Consider the following 22,429-nt stretch of genomic DNA (forward strand, 5'->3'; position numbering starts at 1 on the left):
GAGGTAAGCCTTGCGGAGTGCGAAAACGGCAAAAGCCGCTGCCTCCCAAAGGGAAGCAACGGCTTGAGCTGTACGTAAGCGAAAAATTAACGCTTGGAGTACTGCGGGGCACGACGTGCCTTGTGCAGACCAGCCTTCTTACGCTCGACGGCACGTGCGTCACGGGTGAGCAGGCCAGCCTTCTTGAGGGCAGCGCGGTCAGCCGGGTTGTAGACGTTGAGTGCACGAGCGATAGCCAGACGCAGAGCGCCTGCCTGGCCGGTCGGGCCGCCACCTGCAACGGTGACCTTGATGTCGAACTGGCCTTCGCGCTCAAGCAGGGTCAGCGGCAGGAGGATGTCCTGCTGGTGCAGCTTGTTCGGGAAGTAGTTCTCGAAGGAACGACCGTTAACGGTGATTTCGCCGGAACCAGCAACGAGGCGAACACGAGCGACGGCGCGCTTACGGCGACCGACGGTCTGGATCGGGCCCTCGTGGATCGGAGCAGCGGCCTCAGCCTCTGCCTCGGTGGAAGTAGCGATGGAATCACCGATGGTGTTGGTGAACTCCTCGGTCGCAGTGGTTGCTGCAGCGATGTCGGCAGCGTCGGCTACGTTGTTGTCAGCGTTTGCGATGTTCTGCTCGGTCATTACTGTGCCACCTGCTTAAACTCGAAGGTCTCCGGCTTTTGACCGGCGTAAGGGTGCTCCTCACCAACGAAGACGTGCAGCTTCTTGATGGAGGCGTCGGAAAGCTTGTTGTGCGGCATCATGCCCTTAACAGCTTCTTCGATAACGCGAACCGGGTTGGTGTCCAGGGACTGACCAAGAGTCATGGACTTCAGGCCGCCCGGGTAACCGGAGTGACGGTAGCGCATCTCGCGCTCGCGCTTGTTGGAGGAAACGTGGATCTTGTCCGCGTTCAGGATGATGATGTGGTCGCCGCAATCAACGTTCGGTGCGAACTGTGGCTTGTGCTTACCGCGCAGCATGTCTGCAACGGTGGAAGCAAGCTTGCCCAGTACCACATCGGTAGCGTCGATGACGTACCACTTGCGGGTGATGTCACCGCTCTTCGGGTGGAAAGTAGACAAAATGACTCCTTGAAAGTCTGTCTGAGGACTGCCGGCCAACGCTATGAATGTCCAAACGCTTTGCTACAGCGGCCGGTGGGGACCTGCAGAAAACGCGCGCTATAAAACAGCGCGAACACATAGAGCTATAACCCTACTCGGGCGCAGCTTAAAACCCAAAACGCCGCTAAAACGCCAAAAGTCCCCTGCCCCACTAAAGGCTGTTGCCAAAAGTAGTGCAAGGAACTTTTTTACAACACGCAGCTGGTTGCGTTCGCCTTCTGAAAACCCTGCTCTAACGGTGAAATTCTGGGCCCGGCTGCGCGCTTGTCCGCGTGAAAACTTTTTACCCCCAGCTTGCAGCTGCGCGGCGGTTGACGTCGCTCATTGCGTCGTTGCCCTGCGAGACAGTCTTCGAGATGGTGGCCAGCACGGTGTTGAGCTCCGCCGCTGCCTTATCCCACTTAGCCTGTGCTTCGTTATATGCAGCAGCCGACTCGCCTTCCCACGTAGCAACCATCGGCTGCAGGGTGGATTTCAGGTCACCGAGCAGACCGTTGATGCGGCCGGAGGTGGAGTTGATATCAGCGGCAGCGCCGGCGATGGCACCAAATTCGTACTTGATGGCAGACATGCTTTCTTCCTTTTCTTCTTTTCCAGTATTTACCAATGATGTGTGTTTAAAGCGCGAGGCCCGCGCCGCCGACGTTGCTGAATGCCTGCGCGTTGGTGGCCTCGACGTCATCGAAGTGACGTGCGTTGTCACGGATATTGTCAGAAATCGAGGTCAGTGCCTCGCGCAGCTGCTGCGCCGAGGTGTTGTAGCGCTGCATCAGGTTGTCGAAGGAGACCTGTGCACGGCCGTCCCAGTTAGCTCGTACAGAATCCACTACGCCCTGGAGACGAGTCAGTTCCCCCTGCACTTCATCGTTGGTGGTGTCCACGCGGCCAGCGGTGGCCACCATTACATCGGCTTCAGTCTTGAACAGCTGAGTCATTTCTTGCCCCTCCCTTTGGGCTCAAGTGGTGTGTATTTCCCCCGAAAAAGCCGAGTGCGGCTTTCTCATCTTTATTGGACTGTCCTTTTCCGCAAGCGGTTCCCACAGCGCCAAACTTTTTAGATCTTTTTCACCAGCGATTCCACGGCCATGCGGCAGGCAGCCTTTTGCACCACGTTGGCCTCGTACCTTGTATGACAACCCACGGAGAGCTGGTGGTCCTTGTCAGCCCACGTCATCCACGCGATCTTGGAACCGTCTCCGGGGTCTTCTTTGTAAGAAAGCCGACCTGCTTCTTCGTGCGCCTCGCCCAGGGCGGGATCGGCCTCGATTTCGGCATGGAGTTCCTTCAAGAGCATGTCGGCTGGCACTGCATAGAGGGGATCGGCTGCAAGCAGAATTCGCAGGTTGGGGTCTTCACCAGTTGCCGTAACGACCCCGTCCTTGATCTCCGTTTGAAATCCAAGGGGCAAGACCACGTGCATGCCCTCAACATCGAGTTCTTTTTGGCCCGGCGCGAGTTCCGGCTGTGCCCCATCTTCCGTGTTAGCGCTGATGCTTTCTTTTGCAGGAGCGCTTGGCGATGCCTCCTCTTCCGAAGGCACCGCCTCCGCCGCTGGCGCAGTCTCGGTACTTCGCCCCACTGCCCACCATGAAAGAACAGCGACAATGAGCACGATTGCCGCGATGGAGGCGTAGAAGGGATCGAACCAGCCCGGCAGCGCCGCCTTGCTCGCAATGCCGTCCTTTTTAACGCGTAGTTTTTCCGGCTTAAGGCTGGTGTTATCACCGGATTCTTCGCCGTTATTTGTTCGCAACATTTGTGCCGGTTGTCCGGCTGAAAATTCAGCGTTTTCTACCGCTTCATTTTCTAGTGGCCCACTCTCTAGCGGGCTGGGTTGCGAGGCAGGCCTCACAAAGTCTTCTTCCTCACTGGGAGCTACGGATACTCCGGTTACAGCGAGCTGGCGACGCAGAATTTCTGCCGCTTCGAAAGATACGGCGGTACCGGAAATATCAACGATCACCTCGGCGTTAACCTGCGGCCATTGCGGGCCGCAGATTTTCGTGCATTGTTCCACGACGGCGTTTAACGCCCAGCCTTCGACGATGCCCGTGCCTGGCAGATCATAACGGTAGACGGTTTCAGGGCCTTCAAAGATGGTGGCAGCATCCAAAATGGTAACGACGAGAGTTTCGGTTTCTGTCCAACCAGTAGCGGGATTGTCGCCGGTCAGGATGGAATTCATGAGTCATTCTCCTGGTTTGGTTCGGTGTAGAGAGATTGGGCAATGCCGATAAGCGCCCCGCGGACGGACCATTGGCCCCGGCCAGCTGGTTGGACCGCTGGCTTAAGTCCGAAGATGGTGCCCTCCTCGCGATCGGAATCGAGAAGGAATACCGCCGGCTGCAGGTCACGTACTGCAGAGAGGAATTGGCTGAACAAGGCGCGCGAGATTCCGCCAGACTTGCGGCTGATGATGAGGTGGAGGCCAATGTCCCGGGCATGCGGAAGTAGTTCAAGGAGCGGCGCCAAAGTGATCTCGCTTATGAGCTCAAGGTCCTCAATGACTAGATAGATCTCCGGCCCCTCCCACCACGAGCGGGCCGCCAACTCGGACGGGGTCACTTCCGCGCCGGGCATTCGGGCTTCCAGGGTGCGTACGGTATCGCTGATGACTTGTTGGCAGGCGGCGGTGTTTGCCGCGTAGGCCGCGACCATCTCAGGGTTGAACTCCCCCAGGTGGGCGCGGCGCTGGTCCAAAACAACCAAGCGGGCTTCCTCACGCGGGAATGCCTCGATTCCACGAACCAGGGTGCGCAGGAAGGTAGATTTTCCAGAGCCTTGAGAGCCCACGCAGACAACATGCGCAGTCGTGTCTGGGTTCCAATAAAGCGGCTCGAGATCCGGTCCACCAATTCCCCATGGGATACCAGCTTCTGCATTTTGAGCGGGTACCTCATCAAGCCTATCCGGCAGCATCTTCAGAGCCGGGGCAGGAAGTGAGTCCGCATGCAGGCGCCCGACGTGAGCGATGTCCTGATTGGCAGTTACCGCAATGAGCATGTTCTCGCCTTCCCCAGTAAGGCCCCGCCCCGGCGCGCTCGGCAGTTTTTGTTGGGCCTTTCGGTCGATTAGCGAGTCCATCGCCTCGCCGAGGCGCAGCTCCAATCGTTGAGAAATAAGGTCACGCACGTTTGGCCGCAGGCTGGTCCAACGGTTCGTGCTTACCGCCACATGGATATTGGCTGAGGCACCATCGGCAACGATGCCGGTAATAGCTTCGGATAAATCCTCGTATTCCGCACCAGCCGTACCAATGTGGTGCCAGCCATCGATGACCAGAAAAGTATGGGTCTCACTTGGACACCGAATATGCCCTGCTACTTCATCCACGATGCGGCGGACCTTTTCGGGTTCTGCACGTCCAGCCACACCGGCGACATGCGGGAGACGCTCCAACGGAGCCAAGTCCCCGCCGCCTAAATCGATGACGTAGAAGCGCACCTGCGCAGGCAGGTTCAGCACCGCCAAGGTGCTCACTAGACTGCGCAACGCCATGGATTTACCCGATTGCGGCCCGCCGCAAATGGCTAGATGGCCGCCTTTTTCTGCAAGGTTTACGAGGAGGCGATCCTGGCGCTGGTGATATGGCCTATCGATGATGCCGAGCGCCGCTTCTAGGTTCGGCGGTCCTGCTTGTTCTGTCAATTGCTCGCGGGTATTGCCCACCACCTTGGAAAGCTCCACTACATCAGGCAACGGCGGCAACCAGATGCGATGTGCTTTCTGCTGACGGCGTTGTGCCTCGCTGGCGGCGGCGGAGACCACGGCGTCGAGAAGCGTTTGCGTATCGTCCACCACCGTCTGCGTATCAGGTTGTGCAGGCTTTGCATCCGCATCCGTATTTTCAGGCCAGCCATTGAAAAGGCTGACTCGCCCGCGCGCGACATGCGCAGCTGCCTCGCCTTCCTCGGAGGAACTGACAGCCACGGGAATTTGGCGTTCAACCGGCCCCGATACATAGGTGGCCTGGAAGCTCACTGGGGCATCGGCATCCGTCTTGAGATAGCCCGCGCCCGGCTGGGCTGGCAGATGATAAGCATCCGTGACGCCAAGTACCTGACGGGATTCGGCTGCGGAGAAAGTTTTCAAACCGATGCGATAAGAAAGGTGCGAATCCAGCCCACGCAATCGGCCTTCCTCCAGGCGCTGTGATGCCAAAAGCAGGTGCACATGCAAAGACCTGCCCAACCTGCCCACCGCGACGAAAAGCTCCGCGAAATCAGGATGCTGCCCCAATAGCTCCGAGAACTCGTCGACCACGATGACTAGCGCCGGCAACGGACCGAATTTTCCAACCGCAGACGCCGAAGCATTGAAGGCATCGACGTTGGCGAAGTTACCCGCCGCACGCAGCAGCTCCTGGCGGCGATTCATCTCGCCGGAGATAGCATCGTGCATGCGCTCTACCAGCGTGGATTCATCCTCCAGGTTGGTAATCACCGCCGAGGTGTGTGGTAGCGAATCACAGCCCAAAAAGGTGGCGCCGCCCTTGAAATCCACGAGCACCAGGTTCAACTCGGCCGGCGTATGTGTGGCCGCCAAAGACGTCACGAGTGTTCGAAGGAGCTCGCTCTTGCCGCTGCCAGTGGCGCCGATACATAGCCCGTGTGGGCCCATTCCGCCCTGGGCGGATTCTTTCAAATCGAGAAAGACCGGCTGCCCAACCTCGTCCAAGCCAATCGGCACTTTCAGCCGCTGCTCCCCGACGCGGCCATGCCACATCCCGCTGGTAGCAAGCTCATCCACATCACGCACCCCGACCAGATCCAGAAGGTCATTTTTGTGCTTGCGAGTCCTAATCCCGCGATAAGAATCTGGCCTGCGAAAGCGCGCTAAGTTTCGGGCAAGCAATAAAGCATCGGGCGCCGAAACCATGTCCGGCACACCGAGAACTTCCTCCCCGGCGGCGGTTACTACCTGTAGCTTGTCATCGGCCACCAAGAAGATGCCGTCTTCTTCGGCCCTTTGACCAAGCGGCGTAAAGCGTTGCACTCCTACACAGATATAGGCCGTTATTTCCTCTTCTGCCCAAAGGTCCTCATGCGGTGGGATTGCGGTGGCGTCGACAAGCACGATACGAAAGCGCGCCTTTTTCGGTGCACGTGCATGGGGCAACCACTTCACCCATTCCCACTGCCCACTGGCTTGCGGATAAACCTCAATTCCCAGCGTTTCCGGGCCATGTGCCACAGCCAAATGCGTCACCATAGCGCGCGCTACCCCAGCGGCATTTTCTCCGCTAAGCCCCAGGTAATTGAAAGCCTGAATCTGTATGACCACCGGCATCTGCGCCAACGTGCGCAAAGCATTGACCGTATGGCGCACGCTGACCGCACAGACTGGGTCAAGGTCTTCCGTAGCTCCTGAGTCCGGCACGTTGATAGGCACGCACAACGACATCGGGCCAGTTCCTACCCGCACCTCCAATGCATCCGGGGCATCGGCATTGCGCTCCCACATCCGGTAGCTTCCCACCAACGCCGCGACCTGAGCCGGCGCTGGGTTGCGATGTTCCTCATGCGCGCGCTGCGCGGCAGAGACCTCAAGAACCTTCTCCCGCAGCGCTTTCAAATGCCGCAAGTAAGTCCGCCGCGTCTCATCCGGATCCTGGGAGCCACCCTGCGGATTTATCATCATGAACACAGAGGCCAGCATCATGAGCGGGAACATCAAGCTCATCGGGCTAATGCGGCGGCTAGGCCCTGCTCCCAACACCATGAGAGCGACCATGCCCAGCATTGCGGCCACCATGACAATCGGCATGAGCAGCCTAAGCAGCGGCATAGGCTGCGGACGTACGGCCTCCGGAACTGGCTCTGCATCAATGCCTGCCTGCGGAAGCGGCGGAGCCGGCTCGCGAAGTGCGCTGTCTAAAGGTTCGACAATTTTCTCGCGCGAAAGCCCAAGAATGGACATCATTCCCCCAATAAAATCCCTCCGATTTTTGTGCCGCGCCCACACGCTTTTCCTGCCTATCTAAACCACGAGGCAGCACCCCAGCTGCCTTCGTGGCCAAACACGCAGACACCAAAATGCTGACTGCGGTGGACACGTTGCCACTAGTAAGCCACAATGTGTGCCTATAGGCAAGGGGGAGAAGGCAAAAGCCAATAATTTTGGCGCCTTCAGGATTCTCGGGGGAGGATTTTTACACATGAGACATGCGCCAAACATTGCGCCAACGCAATCGGTGCGGCTTACGGTTCGTTTCAACATCGGTGAATTCCGCAAAGAGGCTGACGTTTGTTTGCCCTTAAACGTCAGTATCGGGGAGGCATTGGGCGAGCTTTTGCTGCTTGTCGACGCCCCTATTTTCACCGTTCCGCTCCAAGCCAGCACCGCTGGTGGAAAGGCCATTGCTCTCAGCACGGCTCTGGAGCGCACGCCACTGCACGATGGCAGTCTGCTTCTCATCGAGCAAGTCGCTGACAAGCCTGCGCCCGTCGTGCGCGATGCGGCAGAAGCACTTGCACACGATGCCGCCGATGCTAAACCCGCGCGCACTGCCACGCTGTGGGCAAGTTGTGGTTTGCTCGGCGCCAGCTGCATCATCGCGGCGCTCGCGGGTCTCGCAGCGGCAGCAGCGGCGTGTGCCCTTGGCGCATTCGCGCTCGCGCTCTGGACTCGCTCGACGCTTATAACGAGCCTTTTCATCCTCGCTGCTAGCGCAGCGGGCTGGCTTTTTGTTGCACCCACTCAAGATGAAATGCCGTGGGGAATATGGGCCGCCTGCGCCGGCGCACTTCTAGCTTTATGCGCCTGCCATATGGCGCAACTCGGCGGAACCCGACTGGCCATGTTGACCATCTCCGCCGCGATACTTTTCACAGTTGGCGCGGCCGGCAGCTATCTACCCGGCGCGCAGTCCGCCGGACTCGCTGGTCCCACAGCCCCCGAAGTTGTACCTGCTGCCGGTGCTGCCTGTTTGTTGCTGGCCATGGTCTTTGTCTTGGCGAACGCTGCCTCACTCTCTACTCACTTAGCCGGGCTCAAGGTCCCGCAACTTCCCACCGCTGGGCAAAGCCTCAACGTCTCCGACTCGGTACAAAGCGACGTCGATGCGCGGGCACAGCGCGCCGGGCTTGCATATGAGGGCATCTGCATCGGCGCAGCTATCGCCGGAATACCCAGCCTTATGTTTTTAGTTGGAATGCCGTTGAGCCGTTCGGACGCCGTAGCCGCATTATTCGCACAGCTTTTATGCCTGGCCTTAGCCGGTGCCACGGTATTGCATTCCGTGCGGCACGCCCGGGTGATCTCCAGTTGGGCGCTTTCCACGTGTGCGCTGACGGCTGCTACCGCCGCTGTGGTGCTAGTGGGCCGGGGTTGGCAAGAGCTTGCTCACCCAGCTCCGTGGAGCCTGTGGGTAATGAGCGTGCTTGGGTTCATCATTGTGGCGGCGATGGCTTCTACCCCGCTGTGGTCGCACAAGATTGCAGCGGCTGAGCCCACCACGATTGCCTGGTACGAACGCGCCGAAACCATCGCGGTGGCCGCGTGCTTGCCGCTCGCCGCGCATGTGGCAGGCTTGTTCTTCCTCATCCGCGGACTGGGATAGGTCCAGCATGGTGAAGTCAAAAAACGTCCAGAAAAAGCTCGCCGCACTACTGCTAGCGGGATTTCCCTCGGCAGCAGCAATTTCTGCATTTACCGCGCCGACCCTAGCGTCGGCGCGTGAACCCGACGTCGCCTGTGCACAGCCGATTGCCGCAGCGCAGTCACCGGATACCTCAGCGGAGCAAAGCGCATATCGGGCGCGGTTGCATTCCTTTGCCACGGGCGAGGGAATCAAAGTTGCCGTCATCGATACTGGTGTCAGCCCACACCCGCAGCTGCGTGCTTTGCGCGGCGTGGATGACTTTGTCACGCCCGAAGAACCAGATCCTTTGCGGGACTGCGATGTACATGGCACCGCGGTTGCGGGCGTCATCGCAGGCTATGACATCGGCATTGCGCCGCGGGCGGAGATTTTATCCATCCGGCAAACCAGCGCGCACTATCGGCACCGCGCTGCTGACTCAGAAAGTACCTCCGGCACGCTGGAGACTTTGGCCGCCGCATTAAACCGCGCCTTGGATGAACAGGCCAAGGTCATCAACATCTCGGTGGTTTCCTGCATTCCAAGCGACGCCGCGGACCGCGTCGACACTCGCGATCTCGACGCCGCGCTCCAACGCGCAGAGCACGAAGGAACGGTCATCGTTGCGGCATCGGGCAATGCTTCTTCCGATGGATGCACCAAAGAAGACACCGTCTATCCAGCACATGCGGATACCGTTCTCGCAGTGGGCGCGCTTTCTACCGCGCACGAGGTCGCGGACTATTCCATCCCTGCCCGCAATGGAGCACCAGAGCTAAGCGCCGAAGGCCACGTCCCGCTCGCCCTTGCACCGGGTAATCAGTGGGCAGAAGCCAAAAGCACCGATGGCAAGCAGACTGCCGCGTTCCACGGCACTTCTTTTGCAGCGCCAGTGGTCACGGGAACCGTGGCACTACTCGCCCAACGCTATCCGCACGATTCAGCGGCGCAGCTGCGCGAGCGTATCTATGCCGCCGCCGAGCCAGGCCACGGCTTCATCGATCCGCTGCAAGCCCTCACCATTCACCGGTCACAAGACGATGACAAAAACGCTGAGGCAGAAGACGAAGAAAAGACAGTCACCGTCTACCCAGCTGCCGTGCATCGCAGCCAGGCACCAACCCGGCTTATGACTTTGCTTGGCCTGCTCGGCCTTGCTGGCGTTATCGCCGCAACGCTGCGGCGCGCCAAGCAGCACTAGAAATTAGAAGCTGGCGCTCTACTCGGTTCCCTCATCGCCGCCCTGGCTCGCCAAGGCGTTTTCGCGGTCTAGAGGCGAGCCCTCCGGCAGCAACCGCAAGATTTCCCACGGGACTTTTGCCTGCGTGGTCGTGCCCAGTGCTTCGACCAGTGCACCTTGTGCCACGGAGTGCCTGATACCCGTCGCCGAAACCACATGGAAACCGTGGCCGCTGTCTATGCCTACACCGCCAGCTTCCAAGCCAGCGAACCGATCAGCAGTGGCCTTGCCGGCAATAGACACAGTAGCCTCAACCGCGGGGCTAAAGACCGTTCCGCCCCGCTCATCCGCGCAGAGCCAACCACGACCTGGAGACAGGAAATCATATGAATTGGCGGGCAGGTTGAAGGGTAACGCGGCGTCGGAAAGCGCGGCGACTTCGGCGCCATCGACCGATTCGCGCGAGGCGCCCATGCCTGCCAGCATCTCTGCCTGCGTGGGAGTAATCGAGGCAACACCCTGCTCATCGCCTGCGCCTACGCGCACCCACAGATCATCGCCGGTGTCTAAAATCTGCGGGGTTTGCTCAGGAAAGCGCAGCGGCGGAAGCTCCGCGTAGGCATTCAGCAGATCCTCCGGGATCTGCCACACATAGGAATCATCGCGCACGCCAATGCCGCGGCGCAGCACGCGGCCCTGTGTCGAGGCAGCAGAAGGCAGCTCTACGCGCCCTGCCGAAGTCAATAGCCATTCCTTGCCACCTGTGGAAACCAACGCCGCCTCCGCACTGCGGAGGTGCTCAACCTTGGCGTTGGCCAGTACCACAGTCTCCCCGGGTCGGCTGCCTTCCCCGTCAATCGTGGTGGGATTTTCTTTGTCCTCGTCAGCTGCGGCCGCATAACAGGCCGCCCAGCCTTGTGCCGGGGTTGCAGGATCAGCCAAGTAATCCGGGGCGTCGGCAATGCCTAGCGGAGTGCCAAGCCGCGCATTGCTCAAGAACTCATTGCCCATGGCCTGGGGCGCCGCCGGCTCTCCCGCGATAAGGCGCGCGGAGGCCAAATTGCTCACCGGATGATAGGACTCATTAACCAGAACGAAAAGCTGGCCTTGCTGCGAGCGCACGATGGGTGCATCGCCCGGATTGGGATTGGGCTGGAGCCACGCGAGCATTCCCGAACCAATAGCCAGAAACGACACTGCGATGATCCCAAAGATGAGGGCGCGGCGCCGGCTCGCTAAAGGATCATGAATCATGCGAATATCGCCAAGTACCAGGCCATGCTCCACGCGGCGCTGCAAAAATTTATGCCCGGATACCTGTGCTTTCGTCGTCGGCATTGGACGTGACATGCAGAATTCCCCCTCAAACAAGGCAGCACCCCTACTGCCCTAGTTTTGTCATTCCACGCGTTAGCTTAACCCAGCGAAAGCTCATCCGCAGTGCGACGGTCACGGGTCTGCGCAGCGCGCGCCGCCAAATCAGCATCTGCCGGATAGTCCACCTGGACCAGGCTCAGCCCCTTTGCCGGCGCTAGCGGAATGTGGGAAGAACGAGAGTTCAAAGCGAGCATCTCCGCGGCAAAGTCGATTCCCCGGGAGCCCTCGCCTACCCGCAAGCAGCAACCCACGAGTGAGCGAACCATCGACCAGCAAAAGGCGTCGGCGCCCACGCGGGCTTCATAAAGCTGCGGCTCGCTCGGGGTAGATACATCGACCCACTCAAAAGACAAAAGGTCGCGAATTGTCGTGGCATGCGGCTTTGCCTTACAAAAGGCGGCGAAGTCATGCAAGCCAACCAACTGCTCCGCGGCTTGCTGCATTGCCTCGATGTCCACCGGCTTCGGCCAGACGGCGGTGTCGCGGGCGCGCGTCGGCAATGCCCCGCGCGGATGCGTGGTGATGCGGTAAACGTAGTGGCGCTCAAGGGCCGAAAAGCGCGCGTCAAAGCCCTCTGGTGCTTGCTGGCAGTCATGTACGCGAACGTCTTCCGGAAGGAGCTTCGCTAGGCGACGCACGAGCTTTACCGGGTCCCCATCAATCGATCGCTGCTCGAGTGCACTAGCTGGAATGTCGAAGTGCGCGACCTGGCCTGCCGCATGCACACCGGCATCCGTGCGCCCTGCCACGGTCAGTTCGACCTCATGGCGCAGGATCATCGAAAGATTGTCTTCGAGAACCTGCTGCACCGTACGCAGCTCGCCCTTCTGGCGGGCCCAGCCATGAAAATCCGTGCCGTCGTAGGCCAGGTCTAGGCGAAGGCGAACGTTAGTCATGGATGCTGATCCTACCTAGTCGTTGGCATTCCACTCGCGATTGAGTTCCCAATCCTGGGACGCGCGCTGGCCCTTCGCGCTCTTGCTCACGCCGAGCTTGCTCAAAGCGGCATAGCCAGCCCGCTTGGGGTGCTTTAGATTCTCCTTGGCCTGGCCGGCTTTGCGCTTGGCCTTGCGGGCGCTATCCCGAACAATGCGGGCAGACAAGCGCAGGCGCGGGTCCATGGGTTGTTCGGCTCCCCGGTATTCAAACACCGGCAGCGACCATCCGAAGTAAATCGCGGCCACGCGCAGCGCCAGCGCCAGGCATACCGTCACGACGCCAGCGACCTCGGCGCTGAGCCCCAGCTCCATCAATCCCGCATAAGAAAAGGCTGCAAGAACAGAAATGGAGGCGTACAGCTCCGCGGACAAGACCAGCGGGATACGGTCGGACAACAAGTCACGCAAAATACCGCCAAAGACACCGGTCAGCACCGCAGCCACGGCAGCGATAACCAACCCATGGCCATGTTCCAAGGCCTTCTGAGCGCCAAGGACGCTGAATACCGCAAGACCTAGGGCGTCGAGAGCCAAGAATACATGCCGGAAATAGTGCATGAGGAAGGACATGTAAACCGTGGCGACGGCGGCGGCCACCACGGCCAAGAGGAACCGCGGTTCCGCCACCCACGTCAACGGGTAGGCGCCCAGCACCATGTCGCGGATCGTGCCGCCGCCCAATGCGGTGACAGCGCCCAACATGATGACGCCAAACAGATCCATCTTTTGCCGGCCAGCGGACAGCGCAGCGGTCATCGCCTCGGAGACGATGCCGATTACGTACAGCACAGTAAACAGCGGGGTCATAGAGTATACGTTCAGGTCGGGGTCATATAGCCCAGAAAGCATAACAAAAGGCCGCAGCCCCACCTAAGGTGGTACTGCGGCCTAGTTAAGGCGAGAGAAGTTTACTTCTCCTCGGACTCCTCAGCAGCGGTCTCCTCGACCTCTGCCTCGGTTGCCTCTGCCTTTGCTTCCTCAGCCTCTTCAGCCTTGGTCTCCTCGACCTTAGCCTCTTCAGCCTGCTTGGAAGCAGCTGCGCGGGTAGCGCGGGTTGCCTCGGAGGTCACCGTCTCCTCGAGAACGAGGGAGATCTGGGACATCGGGGCGTTGTCGCCGGTACGGTTCTCCAGCTTGATGGTGCGGGTGTAGCCACCCTCACGGCCTTCGAACTTCGGGCCCAGCTCGTCGAACAGGTGCGCAACAACATCCTTGTGCGGGATGAGCTTCAGCACTGCGCGGCGGTCAGCAAGGGTGCCGGACTTAGCCTTGGTGATGATCTTCTCAGCGTAAGGGCGAAGCATCTTCGCCTTCGCATCGGTGGTCTTGATTGCGCCGTGCTCGAACAGGCTAGCAGCCAGGTTGCTCAGCAGGTGAGCCTGCTGGGTAGCGGAGCCGCCGAGACGGGCACCCTTCTTAGGGGTTGGCATTATGTACTCCTCGTGTGCGGATAAAGTGAGCGCGCGGCGAGCATAAGCTCGGGCCGCAGGTCAGTGTGGTGCTTTACTCGGAATCGTCCGCAGACGGATCCTTGAAGTCACCGGTTTCTGCGTCGTAACCCTCAAGCTGGGTTGGGTCGAAGTCCTCAGGGGTGTCCTTGAGAGCCAGGCCCAGGTTAGCCAGCTTGATCTTTACCTCGTTAATCGACTTCTGACCGAAGTTGCGGATATCCAGCAGGTCCGACTCGGTGCACTCTGCGAGCTCACCAACGGTGTGGATCTCCTGACGCTTCAGGCAGTTGTAGGAACGAACGGAGAAGTTCAGGTCCTCGATAGGCATGCTGTAGGCCGCGATGTACTCCGTCTCCTGCGGGGACGGGCCAATCTCGATGCCTTCAGCAGCATTGTTCAGCTCGCGAGCCAGGCCGAAGAGCTCGACCAGGGTGCCGCCGGCGGAAGCCAGGGCGTCGCGGGCAGAAATCGAGTTCTTGGTTTCGACGTCGATGATCAGCTTGTCAAAGTCGGTGCGCTGCTCAACACGAGTTGCCTCGACCTTGTAAGAGACCTGCAGAACCGGGGAGTAAATCTGGTCAACCGGAATGCGTCCGATTTCACCAGAGGTCGGTGCTGCTGGAACGTAGCCGCGGCCACGCTCGACGACGAGCTCCATGTCCAGCTTGGCGGTGTCGTTCAGGGATGCGATGTGCAGATCCGGGTTGTGGATCTCCACGCCAGCCGGCGGCTGGATATCGCCCGCGGTAACAACACCTGGGCCTTCCTTGCTCAGGTACATAACAACCGGCTCGTCAGAGTCGGAGGACAGAACCAAGCCCTTGATGTTGAGGATGATCTCAGAGACGTCTTCCTTCACACCGTTGATGGTGGTGAACTCGTGGAGAACACCATCGATCTTGATGGAAGTTACTGCTGCACCCGGGATGGAAGACAGCAGGGTACGACGAAGGGAGTTACCGAGGGTGTAACCAAAGCCCGGCTCGAGCGGTTCGATGACGAACTTGGAACGAGACGGCTCGATGAATTCCTCGGTGAGCTGAGGACGCTGGGAAATGAGCATTGAATATCTCCTTGTCGACGCCCGCTATTTGACGTCGGTAGAAGGGGTAAAGATTGAGGTTTCGAAGATTCACTCTTCTCCGAATGCCACAAACGGGGCACTCGGTTACTAAGTTTACTTCGAGTAAAGCTCGACGATGAGCTGCTCCTGCAGCGGAACGTCGATCTGAGCGCGCTCGGGCAGCTGGTGCACGAGGATGCGCAGGGTCTCAGGAACAACCTGCAGCCATGCCGGTACGTTGGCATCGACCAGGCGGTCCTGAGCGTCTTCGAACCATTCCATCTTCTGGGAACGCTCACGAACATCGATGATGTCGTACTGCGAAACCTGGAAGGAAGGAACGTTGATCTTCTTGCCGTTCACGGTGAAGTGACCGTGGGAGACAAGCTGGCGAGCCTGGCGACGGGTGTTTGCCAGGCCAGCGCGGTAGACGACGTTGTCGAGGCGGGACTCGAGCAGAACGACCAGGTTGTCACCGGTCTTGCCCGGGCGGCGGTTAGCCTCGGCGTAATAACGACGGAACTGACGCTCAAGAACACCGTAGGTGTACTTAGCCTTCTGCTTCTCCTGCAGCTGCAGCAAGTACTCGGATTCCTTGATGCGGTTGCGGCCAGCCTGTCCCGGTGGGTACGGGCGGCGCTCGAATGCCATGTCGCCGCCGACCAAGTCGACGCGCAGACGGCGGGATACGCGGGTAGCGGGGCCAGTGTAACGAGCCATTTTCTTACCTCTTCCTTTCCCTTAAACCTTGCGGCGCTTGGTTGGACGGCAGCCGTTGTGCGGCTGTGGGGTTGCATCCGTGATCGAGGAAACCTCGAGGCCTGCAGCCTGCAGGGAACGGATGGCGGTCTCGCGGCCGGAGCCCGGACCCTTAACGAATACGTCGACCTTCTTCATGCCGTGCTCCATTGCCTTACGAGCAGCGTTCTCAGCAGCCATCTGTGCAGCGAACGGAGTGGACTTACGGGAACCCTTGAAGCCGACGTGGCCGGAGGATGCCCAGGAGATAACAGCACCGGACGGGTCAGTGATAGACACGATGGTGTTGTTGAAGGTGGACTTGATGTACGCGTGGCCTGCGGCCACATTCTTCTTTACGACGCGACGGCCAGTACGACGCGCGCCGGAGCGAGTCTTTGGAGGCATGAATTACTTCTTCTTTCCTGCGATCGTCTTCTTCGGGCCCTTGCGGGTACGAGCGTTGGTCTTGGTGCGCTGACCACGAACCGGCAGGCCACGGCGGTGGCGAATGCCCTGGTAGCAACCAATTTCAATCTTGCGACGGATGTCAGCCTGAACCTGGCGGCGGAGGTCACCCTCGACCTTCCAGGTAGCTTCGATTACGTCACGCAGCGCCGACAGCTGATCATCGTCGAGGTTGTCGGTGCGCAGGTCAGGAGAAATGCCAGTCTTTTCCAGCAATTCCTTGGCACGGGTTGGACCGATGCCGTAGATGTAGGTGAGAGCGACCTCCATACGCTTGTTGCGTGGAAGGTCAACACCAGCTAGACGTGCCATGTGGCGTGTCCTTTCGGGTTGTTACGATGGTTTTCTCCCTATCCGCCCCGCTCCATGCAGCACTTCGCCCGGACCGATGCCGGATCTGTGGGCTACTTACCAGTGCGGGCTCAGGCCATCGCAGCCTGAGGTGGGCTAGACATAGCGCCGCTATGTCAGAGGGTAAGGAGGCTTACAGTGTTTACTTGTAGCGGTAGACGATGCGTCCGCGGGTTAGGTCATAAGGGGACAGCTCTACAACCACGCGATCCTCTGGGAGGATGCGAATGTAGTGCTGACGCATCTTGCCAGAAATGTGTGCAAGAACCTTGTGTCCGTTGTCGAGCTCGACGCGGAACATTGCGTTTGGCAAAGGCTCGATAATACGACCCTCGACCTCGATTGCGCCTTCCTTAGCCATAACCTCTACTTTTCTAGGTGACTTCAAGTGAGTGTCACCTGCATGTTTGGTGTCTACTGCTTGGCGACGTCGCGGTAAATAAGACCGCAAACATACACCAGCGCTCTAGCATACGCTGCGTGCGAGCAATAAACAAACTCCTCTACCTGCGCACTCTTAGCGACACGCGCCAAGGCGGCAATAAAGCAAAAAGTTCTCCCCGGGGAACTATCTTCCACGGGGAGAATTCTCTTTGAAAAGATTAAAAGCGTCTGCGCTTTGGATGCTTAGTAGATGAAAACCTTGGAGCCGACTGGCACATCGTTCCAGAAGCGAACAGCATCCTGATGCGACAGGTGGATGCAGCCGTTGGACTCGTAAGCCGGGGAACCCTCGTGGAAGGCGTGGCCGGAGTTGGTGAAGTACATGGAGTAAGGCATCGGCGCGTTACCGAACTCGCGGGAGATCTCGTCTTTGATCTTGCGGTTGATGTAGAAAGTGCCGCGCGGGGTTTCCTGACCTGCCATGCCAGCAGACATCGCAGATGCTACGTAAGAAACGTTGCCGTTGTCCTGCAGCCAGGTGCGCTTGCCGTTCAGGTCAACGCAGACGCGTGCATCCGCCGGGCAAGGGCCGCGGTCAAACTCGTTGCGCTTGCGCTGTGCTTCGGCCTCACGTGCAGCCGCCTCAGCCGCAGCATGTTCGCGTGCAACCTGCTCTGCGTGCGCACGCTCCTGCGCCTCACGTGCCGCACGTGCTTCAGCGTTCTTCTGGTCAATCAGGCCCGGGAAGATAGCGTTGACTGCAGCGTCAACAGCCGGCTGAATAGCGTCTGCCGCAGCAGGGTTTAAAACCTTAACCTGATCCAGAATCTGATTACGGGTGTTCCAAGCCTGCTCGCGGGACTGACCAACGAAGTTATCGATCTGTGCGCGGGCGTCCGCGGTCAGGGCATCAATCTGTGACTGCGCATCGGAGCTCATGGACTCGATGGAAGGAACGGTCTGTGCGGAAGCAGCTGGGGCGCCTGCCAAGACGGAGACGGTCATGACGCCGGCGGTCATAGGGGCAACTAGGGCACGACGTGCCTTAGAGGACACGTTGCGGGGGCGAAGTTTAGACATGGCAACGAGTATAGACCCTCACGTGGAATCCGCATACTCGACGCGACCCCAGTCCTCCCCCGTGATTTTCAGCTAATAGCGACGAGTAAGGATTCGCGGGCCGTTAGCGGTCGCGGCTACGGTGTGTTCCCAGTGAGCGGCGAGGCTGCCGTCAAGGGTGACCACAGTCCAATCGTCGTCAAGCACGGCGTTATCTTCCGTACCCAGGGTAAGCATCGGCTCAATCGCGAGAACGGAACCTTCTTGAATGAGCGGACCGCGGCCCGGCTTTCCTTCGTTCGCGAGATAAGGTTCTTCGTGCATGGTGTGGCCAATGCCGTGGCCGCCGTAGCCATCCACAATGAAAAGATCAACGCCGAACTTATCTTCAGCGCGGTAGGTTGCTTGCTCAAGAGCGTGCGAAACATCCGTCAAGCGGTTGCCCGGGACCATCGCCTTGAGCCCTTCAGCCAAAACCCATGCCGTGGCGTCGTTAAGCGCGGTTGCTTCGGGGGCCAGCTTGCCCACGCCGAAGGTCCACGCGCTGTCTCCTACCCAACCGTCGAGCGTTGCGCCGCAGTCGATGGAGACCAAGTCACCTTCCGCCAACACGATGTCTTTGCCCGGAATGCCGTGCACGATGACATCGTTGACGGAGGCACATATGGAACCCGGGAAGCCCTCGTATCCCTTGAAGGTAGGGGTAGCGCCCAAGTCCCTGATTGTTTGCTCGGCTACTTCATCGAGCTCGAGTGTGGATACGCCAGACGCCGCAGCGGCGCGCACGGCTTGCAATGCTTTGCCGACGATTTCTCCGGCGGCCTGCATCGCGTCCAGTTCACCTGGGGTGCGTGCGGGAATGGTTTTGCTGCGGCGTCTAAATCCCATGGCGTATTACTTGCCCATAGCCTTCAGGGTGCGCTCGTTGATTTCCTCAACGGTGCCCTCAGCCTTGACGTTGATGATTTCATCGCCGTAGTGCTGGATGAGCGGGAAAGTCTCGTCGCGGTAGACGCCGAGTCGGGTGCGGATGGTCTCCTCGTTGTCATCAGCGCGGCCACGGGCCAGCATGCGCTCGACGACGACGTCCTCGGAAACCTCGAAGTTGATAACTCCGTCGAGCTTGACGCCCTTCTTCTCGAGCAGCTCGGCCAGAATGCCAGCCTGCTCCACGGTGCGTGGGAAGCCGTCCAGCAGGAAGCCGTTTGCAGCGTCGTCCTGGTTAAGGCGATCTTCAACCATGCGCGCGGTGACGTCGGTCGGAACGAGCTTGCCGGCATCAATGTAGGACTTTGCCTCAACGCCCAGCGGGGTGCCCTCACCAATGTTGGCGCGGAACAGGTCACCGGTGGAGATGTGCGGAACAGACAGCTTCTCGCTCAGGATTGCTGCTTGGGTGCCTTTGCCGGCACCGGGAGGGCCGAGGAGTACGTAACGCATTACTTGAGAAGTCCTTCGTAGTTGGATTGTAGGAGCTGGGACTCAATCTGCTTGACGGTAGTCAGAGCAACCGAGACCATAATCAGAATAGCGGTACCGCCGAAAGCGGAGGTGCCGTTTGCGGAAGAATGGCCAACGCCGAGATCCAGCAGGATATTCGGCAGAATAGCGATCAACGCAAGGTATAGGGAGCCTACGAACAGCAGACGGTTCATTACGAAGCCGAGGTACTGTGCGGTTGGGCGGCCCGGACGAATACCCGGGATGAAACCACCATACTTCTTCATGTTGTCTGCCTGCTCGGCAGGGTCATACTGCACCGAGACATAGAAGTAAGAGAAGAAGATGGTCAGCACGAAGTACAAGACGATGTACTGCCAGGAGCTCGGGGACTGCAGGTGCGCAATCACGTTACGCTGCCACCAGTTATCCGGCACGTTACCGGAACCAGAGTTAACGATCTGGGTGATAAGCACCGGCATATAGATAAGCGAGGACGCAAAGATAACCGGGACAACGCCGGCCTGGTTGACCTTCAGCGGCAGGTAGGTAGAGGAACCACCATACTGGCGGCGACCAACCATGCGCTTTGCGTACTGCACTGGGATGCGGCGCTGGCCCTGCTCGATAAAGGTAATGCCAACGACCAACACGACAAGACCCGCAGCGACCATGGCGAAGACCAGACCGCCGTTGTTCTGCATGATGCCCACGCCGTCGGTTGGCAAGCGCGTTGCAATGCCGGCGAAGATCATCAGGGACATGCCGTTGCCGATGCCCTTTTCAGTAATGAGCTCGCCCATCCACATAACGAGGATGGCGCCCGCGGTCATGGTGATGACCAAAACGATAAGGGTAAAGAAGTTACGGTCTTCAGCCAGAACCGGTACGCCCTGGCCCAGCAGCTGCTCGCGGTCCGCCAGGGCCACGATGCCAGAAGACTGCAGCAACGCCAGCGCGAGCGTGAGGTAACGCGTGTACTGCGTCATCTTGGCCTGACCGGACTGGCCTTCCTTCTTCAGCTGCTCAAAATGCGGGATGACAACGGTCAGCAGCTGGACGATGATCGAAGCCGTAATATACGGCATGATGCCGATGGCGAAGATAGACAACTGCAAAAGCGCGCCACCTGAAAACAGGTTAATCACGGAATACAGATTGCCGGACTCCTCCGTCAGAGAACGCAAACGACCGGAGATCGAAGCGTAATCAACGCCCGGGGATGGAATCTGGGCGCCAATGCGGTAAGCAATAATCATCAAGATAGTGAAGATGATCTTCTTACGCAGGTCGGCGTCCTTAAAAGCCTGCAAAATGGCGGACACTACAAAATCCTCCTGGCCTTCCGGCGCTATCAACATTTAAGGGAAAATAGGTGACAACGCTCGGAGGTGGAACTCATCTGTCCCCTAACATGGGGAAGGTTGAACACTTATGACCATGCAAGCCTACCAGCCACGCGCTATTTAGCCACATTTAAGGTAAGGATTGCCAGCCAACTAATAAGGAAAGCGCCCGCCTCCCGATCACTCGGGAAAGCGGGCGCTTTAATGCTTTAAGTAACGCAGTTGATTACTTGGTTGCGGTGGCGGTGCCGCCAGCAGCCTCAATCTTCTCAACAGCGGACTTAGAGAACTTGTCAGCGGTGACATTCAGCTTGACGTTGATGTCGCCGTTGCCCAGAACCTTGACCGGCTGGTTCTTACGAACCAGGCCTGCGGAGACGAGATCTGCAACGGTGACGTCGCCACCGTTTGCGAATGCCTCTGCGAGGTCTGCAACGTTGACTACTTGGTACTCAACGTGGTTCGGGTTCTTGAAGCCCTTCAGCTTCGGCAGACGCATGTGGATCGGCATCTGGCCACCCTCGAAAGCAGCGGAAACCTGCTTACGAGCCTTGGTGCCCTTGGTACCGCGACCAGCGGTCTTACCCTTGGAAGCCTCACCGCGGCCGACGCGGGTCTTAGGCTTGTTTGCTCCTGCGGATGGGCGCAGGTCGTGCAGCTTGATGATATCAGCCATGGTTTACTCCCCTGCCACTTCTTCGACGGTGACCAGGTGGCGTACCTTCTGAACCATGCCGCGGATGATCGGGGTGTCCTGCTTTACAACAGACTGGCCGATCTTCTTGAGGCCGAGAGCCTCAATGTTCTTGCGGTGATTCGGCTTGGTACCCACCAGGCCCTTTACCTGAGTAATCTTCAGAGCCATTGCTTATGCCTCCTGACCTGCGCGCTTACGCAGCATCTGGGCCGGAGCAACCTCTTCGAGGGACTTGCCACGACGTGCGGCAACCTCTTCAGGGCGAACCAGCTGCTTGAGGCCGTCCACGGTAGCGCGGACGACGTTGAGGGCGTTGTCGGAGCCGAGGGACTTCGACAGGATGTCCTGCACACCAGCGCACTCGAGCACCGGACGTGCAGCACCACCGGCAATAACACCGGTACCAGGTGCGGCAGGCTTCATCATGACGATGCCAGCTGCGTCGCGACCCTCGACCGGGTGGGTGATGGTGCCGGCGATCATCGGGACACGGAAGAAGTTCTTGCGAGCCTCTTCTGCACCCTTCTGAATTGCGGCAGGGACTTCCTTAGCCTTGCCGTAGCCAACGCCAACCATGCCCTGGCCATCGCCAACGACGACGAGAGCGGTGAAGGACATGTTGCGGCCACCCTTAACCGTCTTGGAGACGCGATTGATGGTGACTACGCGCTCGATGTACTTATCGCGCTCGTTGTCCTGCTGATTACGACGATCGTTGCGACGACCGCCATTGTTGCGGTCGTTATTACGACCGTTCTCGGCGGAGCGTCCGCCGTCACGCTTTTCACGGTCCGACATTAGGCGTTCCTTCCGTTGATGTTTCCGTTTGCCATGATCATTAGAACTTCAGACCACCTTCACGAGCTGCCTCTGCGAGAGCGGCAACGCGACCGTGGTACTTGTAGCCAGCACGGTCGAAGACAACTGCCTCGATGCCAGCAGCCTTGGCGCGCTCAGCGATCAAGGCGCCAACCTTTGCGGCCTTTGCCTTCTTGTCGCCCTCGAGCGCACGAACGTCAGCTTCCATGGAGGAAGCTGCGACCAAGGTGTGGCCAGCCAGGTCGTCGATGACCTGGACGTGCATGTGGCGGGAAGAGCGGTGAACGACCAGACGCGGTGCCTCAGGGGTGCCGCGCAGGGTCTTACGGATGCGGAAGTGACGGCGTGCGCGTGCTTCGCGACGGCGGGAGGAGATGTCCTTGCCGATTGGGGTGCGCTTTGCGTTTTCAGTGTTAGCCATT

The 22,429-nt window shown here is 59.2% G+C and carries 25 protein-coding genes; 2 read left to right on the forward strand and 23 right to left on the reverse strand.

Annotated elements, in window-relative coordinates; all coding sequences use genetic code 11:
- Positions 1-86: 86 nt before the first annotated feature.
- The 6 genes from rpsI to eccCa form a co-directional block, all read right to left on the reverse strand.
- Entirely contained in the window at positions 87-629 is a 543-nt protein-coding gene (gene rpsI / locus WM42_RS04375) for a 30S ribosomal protein S9 (RefSeq protein WP_061920585.1), read from the reverse strand.
- Positions 629-1,072 carry a 50S ribosomal protein L13 gene (gene rplM / locus WM42_RS04380; protein WP_034656527.1) on the reverse strand — a complete coding sequence of 148 codons (444 nt, stop codon included), beginning with the start codon at positions 1,070-1,072 and terminating at the stop codon, positions 629-631. The genes rpsI and rplM overlap by 1 nt, the downstream gene beginning before the upstream one ends.
- A gap of 325 nt (positions 1,073-1,397) precedes the next feature.
- Positions 1,398-1,685 (reverse strand): WXG100 family type VII secretion target, encoded by a 288-nt coding sequence (locus WM42_RS04385; RefSeq protein WP_061920583.1) that lies wholly within the window; start codon positions 1,683-1,685, stop codon positions 1,398-1,400.
- A gap of 46 nt (positions 1,686-1,731) precedes the next feature.
- A complete protein-coding gene (locus WM42_RS04390) occupies positions 1,732-2,049 on the reverse strand; it encodes a WXG100 family type VII secretion target (RefSeq protein ID WP_061920581.1) in 318 nt (105 codons plus the stop codon).
- A gap of 119 nt (positions 2,050-2,168) precedes the next feature.
- Positions 2,169-3,299, reverse strand: a complete 1,131-nt coding sequence (locus tag WM42_RS04395) for a type VII secretion-associated protein (protein WP_062035846.1) — start codon at positions 3,297-3,299, stop codon at positions 2,169-2,171.
- Entirely contained in the window at positions 3,296-7,036 is a 3,741-nt protein-coding gene (gene eccCa / locus WM42_RS04400) for a type VII secretion protein EccCa (RefSeq protein WP_082787633.1), read from the reverse strand. Before eccCa ends, WM42_RS04395 begins: the two co-directional genes overlap by 4 nt.
- Before the next feature lie 235 nt (positions 7,037-7,271).
- On the opposite strand from eccCa, the gene eccD reads away from it, so the two are divergent.
- Both eccD and WM42_RS04410 read left to right on the forward strand, forming a co-directional pair.
- Positions 7,272-8,675, forward strand: a complete 1,404-nt coding sequence (eccD, locus tag WM42_RS04405; protein WP_062035848.1) for a type VII secretion integral membrane protein EccD — start codon at positions 7,272-7,274, stop codon at positions 8,673-8,675.
- Between the two features lie 7 nt (positions 8,676-8,682).
- Positions 8,683-9,897, forward strand: coding sequence for a S8 family serine peptidase (locus WM42_RS04410; RefSeq protein ID WP_062035851.1), 1,215 nt, complete (start codon positions 8,683-8,685; stop codon positions 9,895-9,897).
- An 18-nt stretch (positions 9,898-9,915) separates the two neighbouring features.
- Here the strand turns inward: WM42_RS04410 and eccB are convergent, their stop codons facing one another.
- The 17 genes from eccB to rplR form a co-directional block, all read right to left on the reverse strand.
- Positions 9,916-11,226, reverse strand: coding sequence for a type VII secretion protein EccB (gene eccB, locus WM42_RS04415; protein WP_062035853.1), 1,311 nt, complete (start codon positions 11,224-11,226; stop codon positions 9,916-9,918).
- Between the two features lie 65 nt (positions 11,227-11,291).
- Positions 11,292-12,149, reverse strand: a complete 858-nt coding sequence (gene truA / locus WM42_RS04420) for a tRNA pseudouridine(38-40) synthase TruA (RefSeq protein WP_062035856.1) — start codon at positions 12,147-12,149, stop codon at positions 11,292-11,294.
- A 15-nt stretch (positions 12,150-12,164) separates the two neighbouring features.
- A complete protein-coding gene (locus tag WM42_RS04425; RefSeq protein ID WP_062039166.1) occupies positions 12,165-12,998 on the reverse strand; it encodes a trimeric intracellular cation channel family protein in 834 nt (277 codons plus the stop codon).
- A gap of 101 nt (positions 12,999-13,099) precedes the next feature.
- A complete protein-coding gene (gene rplQ, locus WM42_RS04430) occupies positions 13,100-13,621 on the reverse strand; it encodes a 50S ribosomal protein L17 (protein ID WP_062035859.1) in 522 nt (173 codons plus the stop codon).
- Positions 13,622-13,694: 73 nt separating this feature from the next.
- Positions 13,695-14,705: a DNA-directed RNA polymerase subunit alpha gene (locus WM42_RS04435; RefSeq protein WP_061920569.1), complete on the reverse strand. Its 1,011-nt coding sequence runs from the start codon at positions 14,703-14,705 to the stop codon at positions 13,695-13,697.
- A 114-nt stretch (positions 14,706-14,819) separates the two neighbouring features.
- Positions 14,820-15,425 (reverse strand): 30S ribosomal protein S4, encoded by a 606-nt coding sequence (rpsD, locus tag WM42_RS04440; RefSeq protein WP_061920567.1) that lies wholly within the window; start codon positions 15,423-15,425, stop codon positions 14,820-14,822.
- Between the two features lie 21 nt (positions 15,426-15,446).
- Positions 15,447-15,851 carry a 30S ribosomal protein S11 gene (gene rpsK, locus WM42_RS04445; protein WP_034656521.1) on the reverse strand — a complete coding sequence of 135 codons (405 nt, stop codon included), beginning with the start codon at positions 15,849-15,851 and terminating at the stop codon, positions 15,447-15,449.
- A 3-nt stretch (positions 15,852-15,854) separates the two neighbouring features.
- Entirely contained in the window at positions 15,855-16,223 is a 369-nt protein-coding gene (gene rpsM, locus WM42_RS04450; protein ID WP_034656519.1) for a 30S ribosomal protein S13, read from the reverse strand.
- Positions 16,224-16,404: 181 nt separating this feature from the next.
- Positions 16,405-16,623 (reverse strand): translation initiation factor IF-1, encoded by a 219-nt coding sequence (infA, locus tag WM42_RS04455; protein WP_004566852.1) that lies wholly within the window; start codon positions 16,621-16,623, stop codon positions 16,405-16,407.
- Positions 16,624-16,889: 266 nt separating this feature from the next.
- Positions 16,890-17,726: a L,D-transpeptidase gene (locus tag WM42_RS04460; RefSeq protein WP_062035861.1), complete on the reverse strand. Its 837-nt coding sequence runs from the start codon at positions 17,724-17,726 to the stop codon at positions 16,890-16,892.
- A 72-nt stretch (positions 17,727-17,798) separates the two neighbouring features.
- On the reverse strand, positions 17,799-18,593 hold the full coding sequence (gene map / locus WM42_RS04465; RefSeq protein ID WP_061920561.1) for a type I methionyl aminopeptidase: 795 nt from the start codon (positions 18,591-18,593) through the stop codon (positions 17,799-17,801).
- Between the two features lie 6 nt (positions 18,594-18,599).
- A complete protein-coding gene (locus WM42_RS04470; RefSeq protein WP_061920557.1) occupies positions 18,600-19,145 on the reverse strand; it encodes an adenylate kinase in 546 nt (181 codons plus the stop codon).
- On the reverse strand, positions 19,145-20,470 hold the full coding sequence (gene secY / locus WM42_RS04475) for a preprotein translocase subunit SecY (protein ID WP_062035863.1): 1,326 nt from the start codon (positions 20,468-20,470) through the stop codon (positions 19,145-19,147). The genes WM42_RS04470 and secY overlap by 1 nt, the downstream gene beginning before the upstream one ends.
- Positions 20,471-20,717: 247 nt before the next feature.
- Positions 20,718-21,167 carry a 50S ribosomal protein L15 gene (gene rplO, locus WM42_RS04480; RefSeq protein WP_061920553.1) on the reverse strand — a complete coding sequence of 150 codons (450 nt, stop codon included), beginning with the start codon at positions 21,165-21,167 and terminating at the stop codon, positions 20,718-20,720.
- Positions 21,168-21,170: 3 nt separating this feature from the next.
- Complete coding sequence (gene rpmD, locus WM42_RS04485; RefSeq protein WP_061920551.1) at positions 21,171-21,356, reverse strand: 50S ribosomal protein L30; 186 nt, start codon at positions 21,354-21,356, stop codon at positions 21,171-21,173.
- Positions 21,357-21,359: 3 nt separating this feature from the next.
- Positions 21,360-21,986 carry a 30S ribosomal protein S5 gene (rpsE, locus tag WM42_RS04490; RefSeq protein WP_005527787.1) on the reverse strand — a complete coding sequence of 209 codons (627 nt, stop codon included), beginning with the start codon at positions 21,984-21,986 and terminating at the stop codon, positions 21,360-21,362.
- A 40-nt stretch (positions 21,987-22,026) separates the two neighbouring features.
- Positions 22,027-22,428, reverse strand: a complete 402-nt coding sequence (rplR, locus tag WM42_RS04495; protein WP_061920549.1) for a 50S ribosomal protein L18 — start codon at positions 22,426-22,428, stop codon at positions 22,027-22,029.
- Position 22,429 lies beyond the last annotated feature (1 nt).

This window comes from Corynebacterium simulans, from assembly GCF_001586215.1.
Classification (GTDB): domain Bacteria; phylum Actinomycetota; class Actinomycetes; order Mycobacteriales; family Mycobacteriaceae; genus Corynebacterium; species Corynebacterium simulans.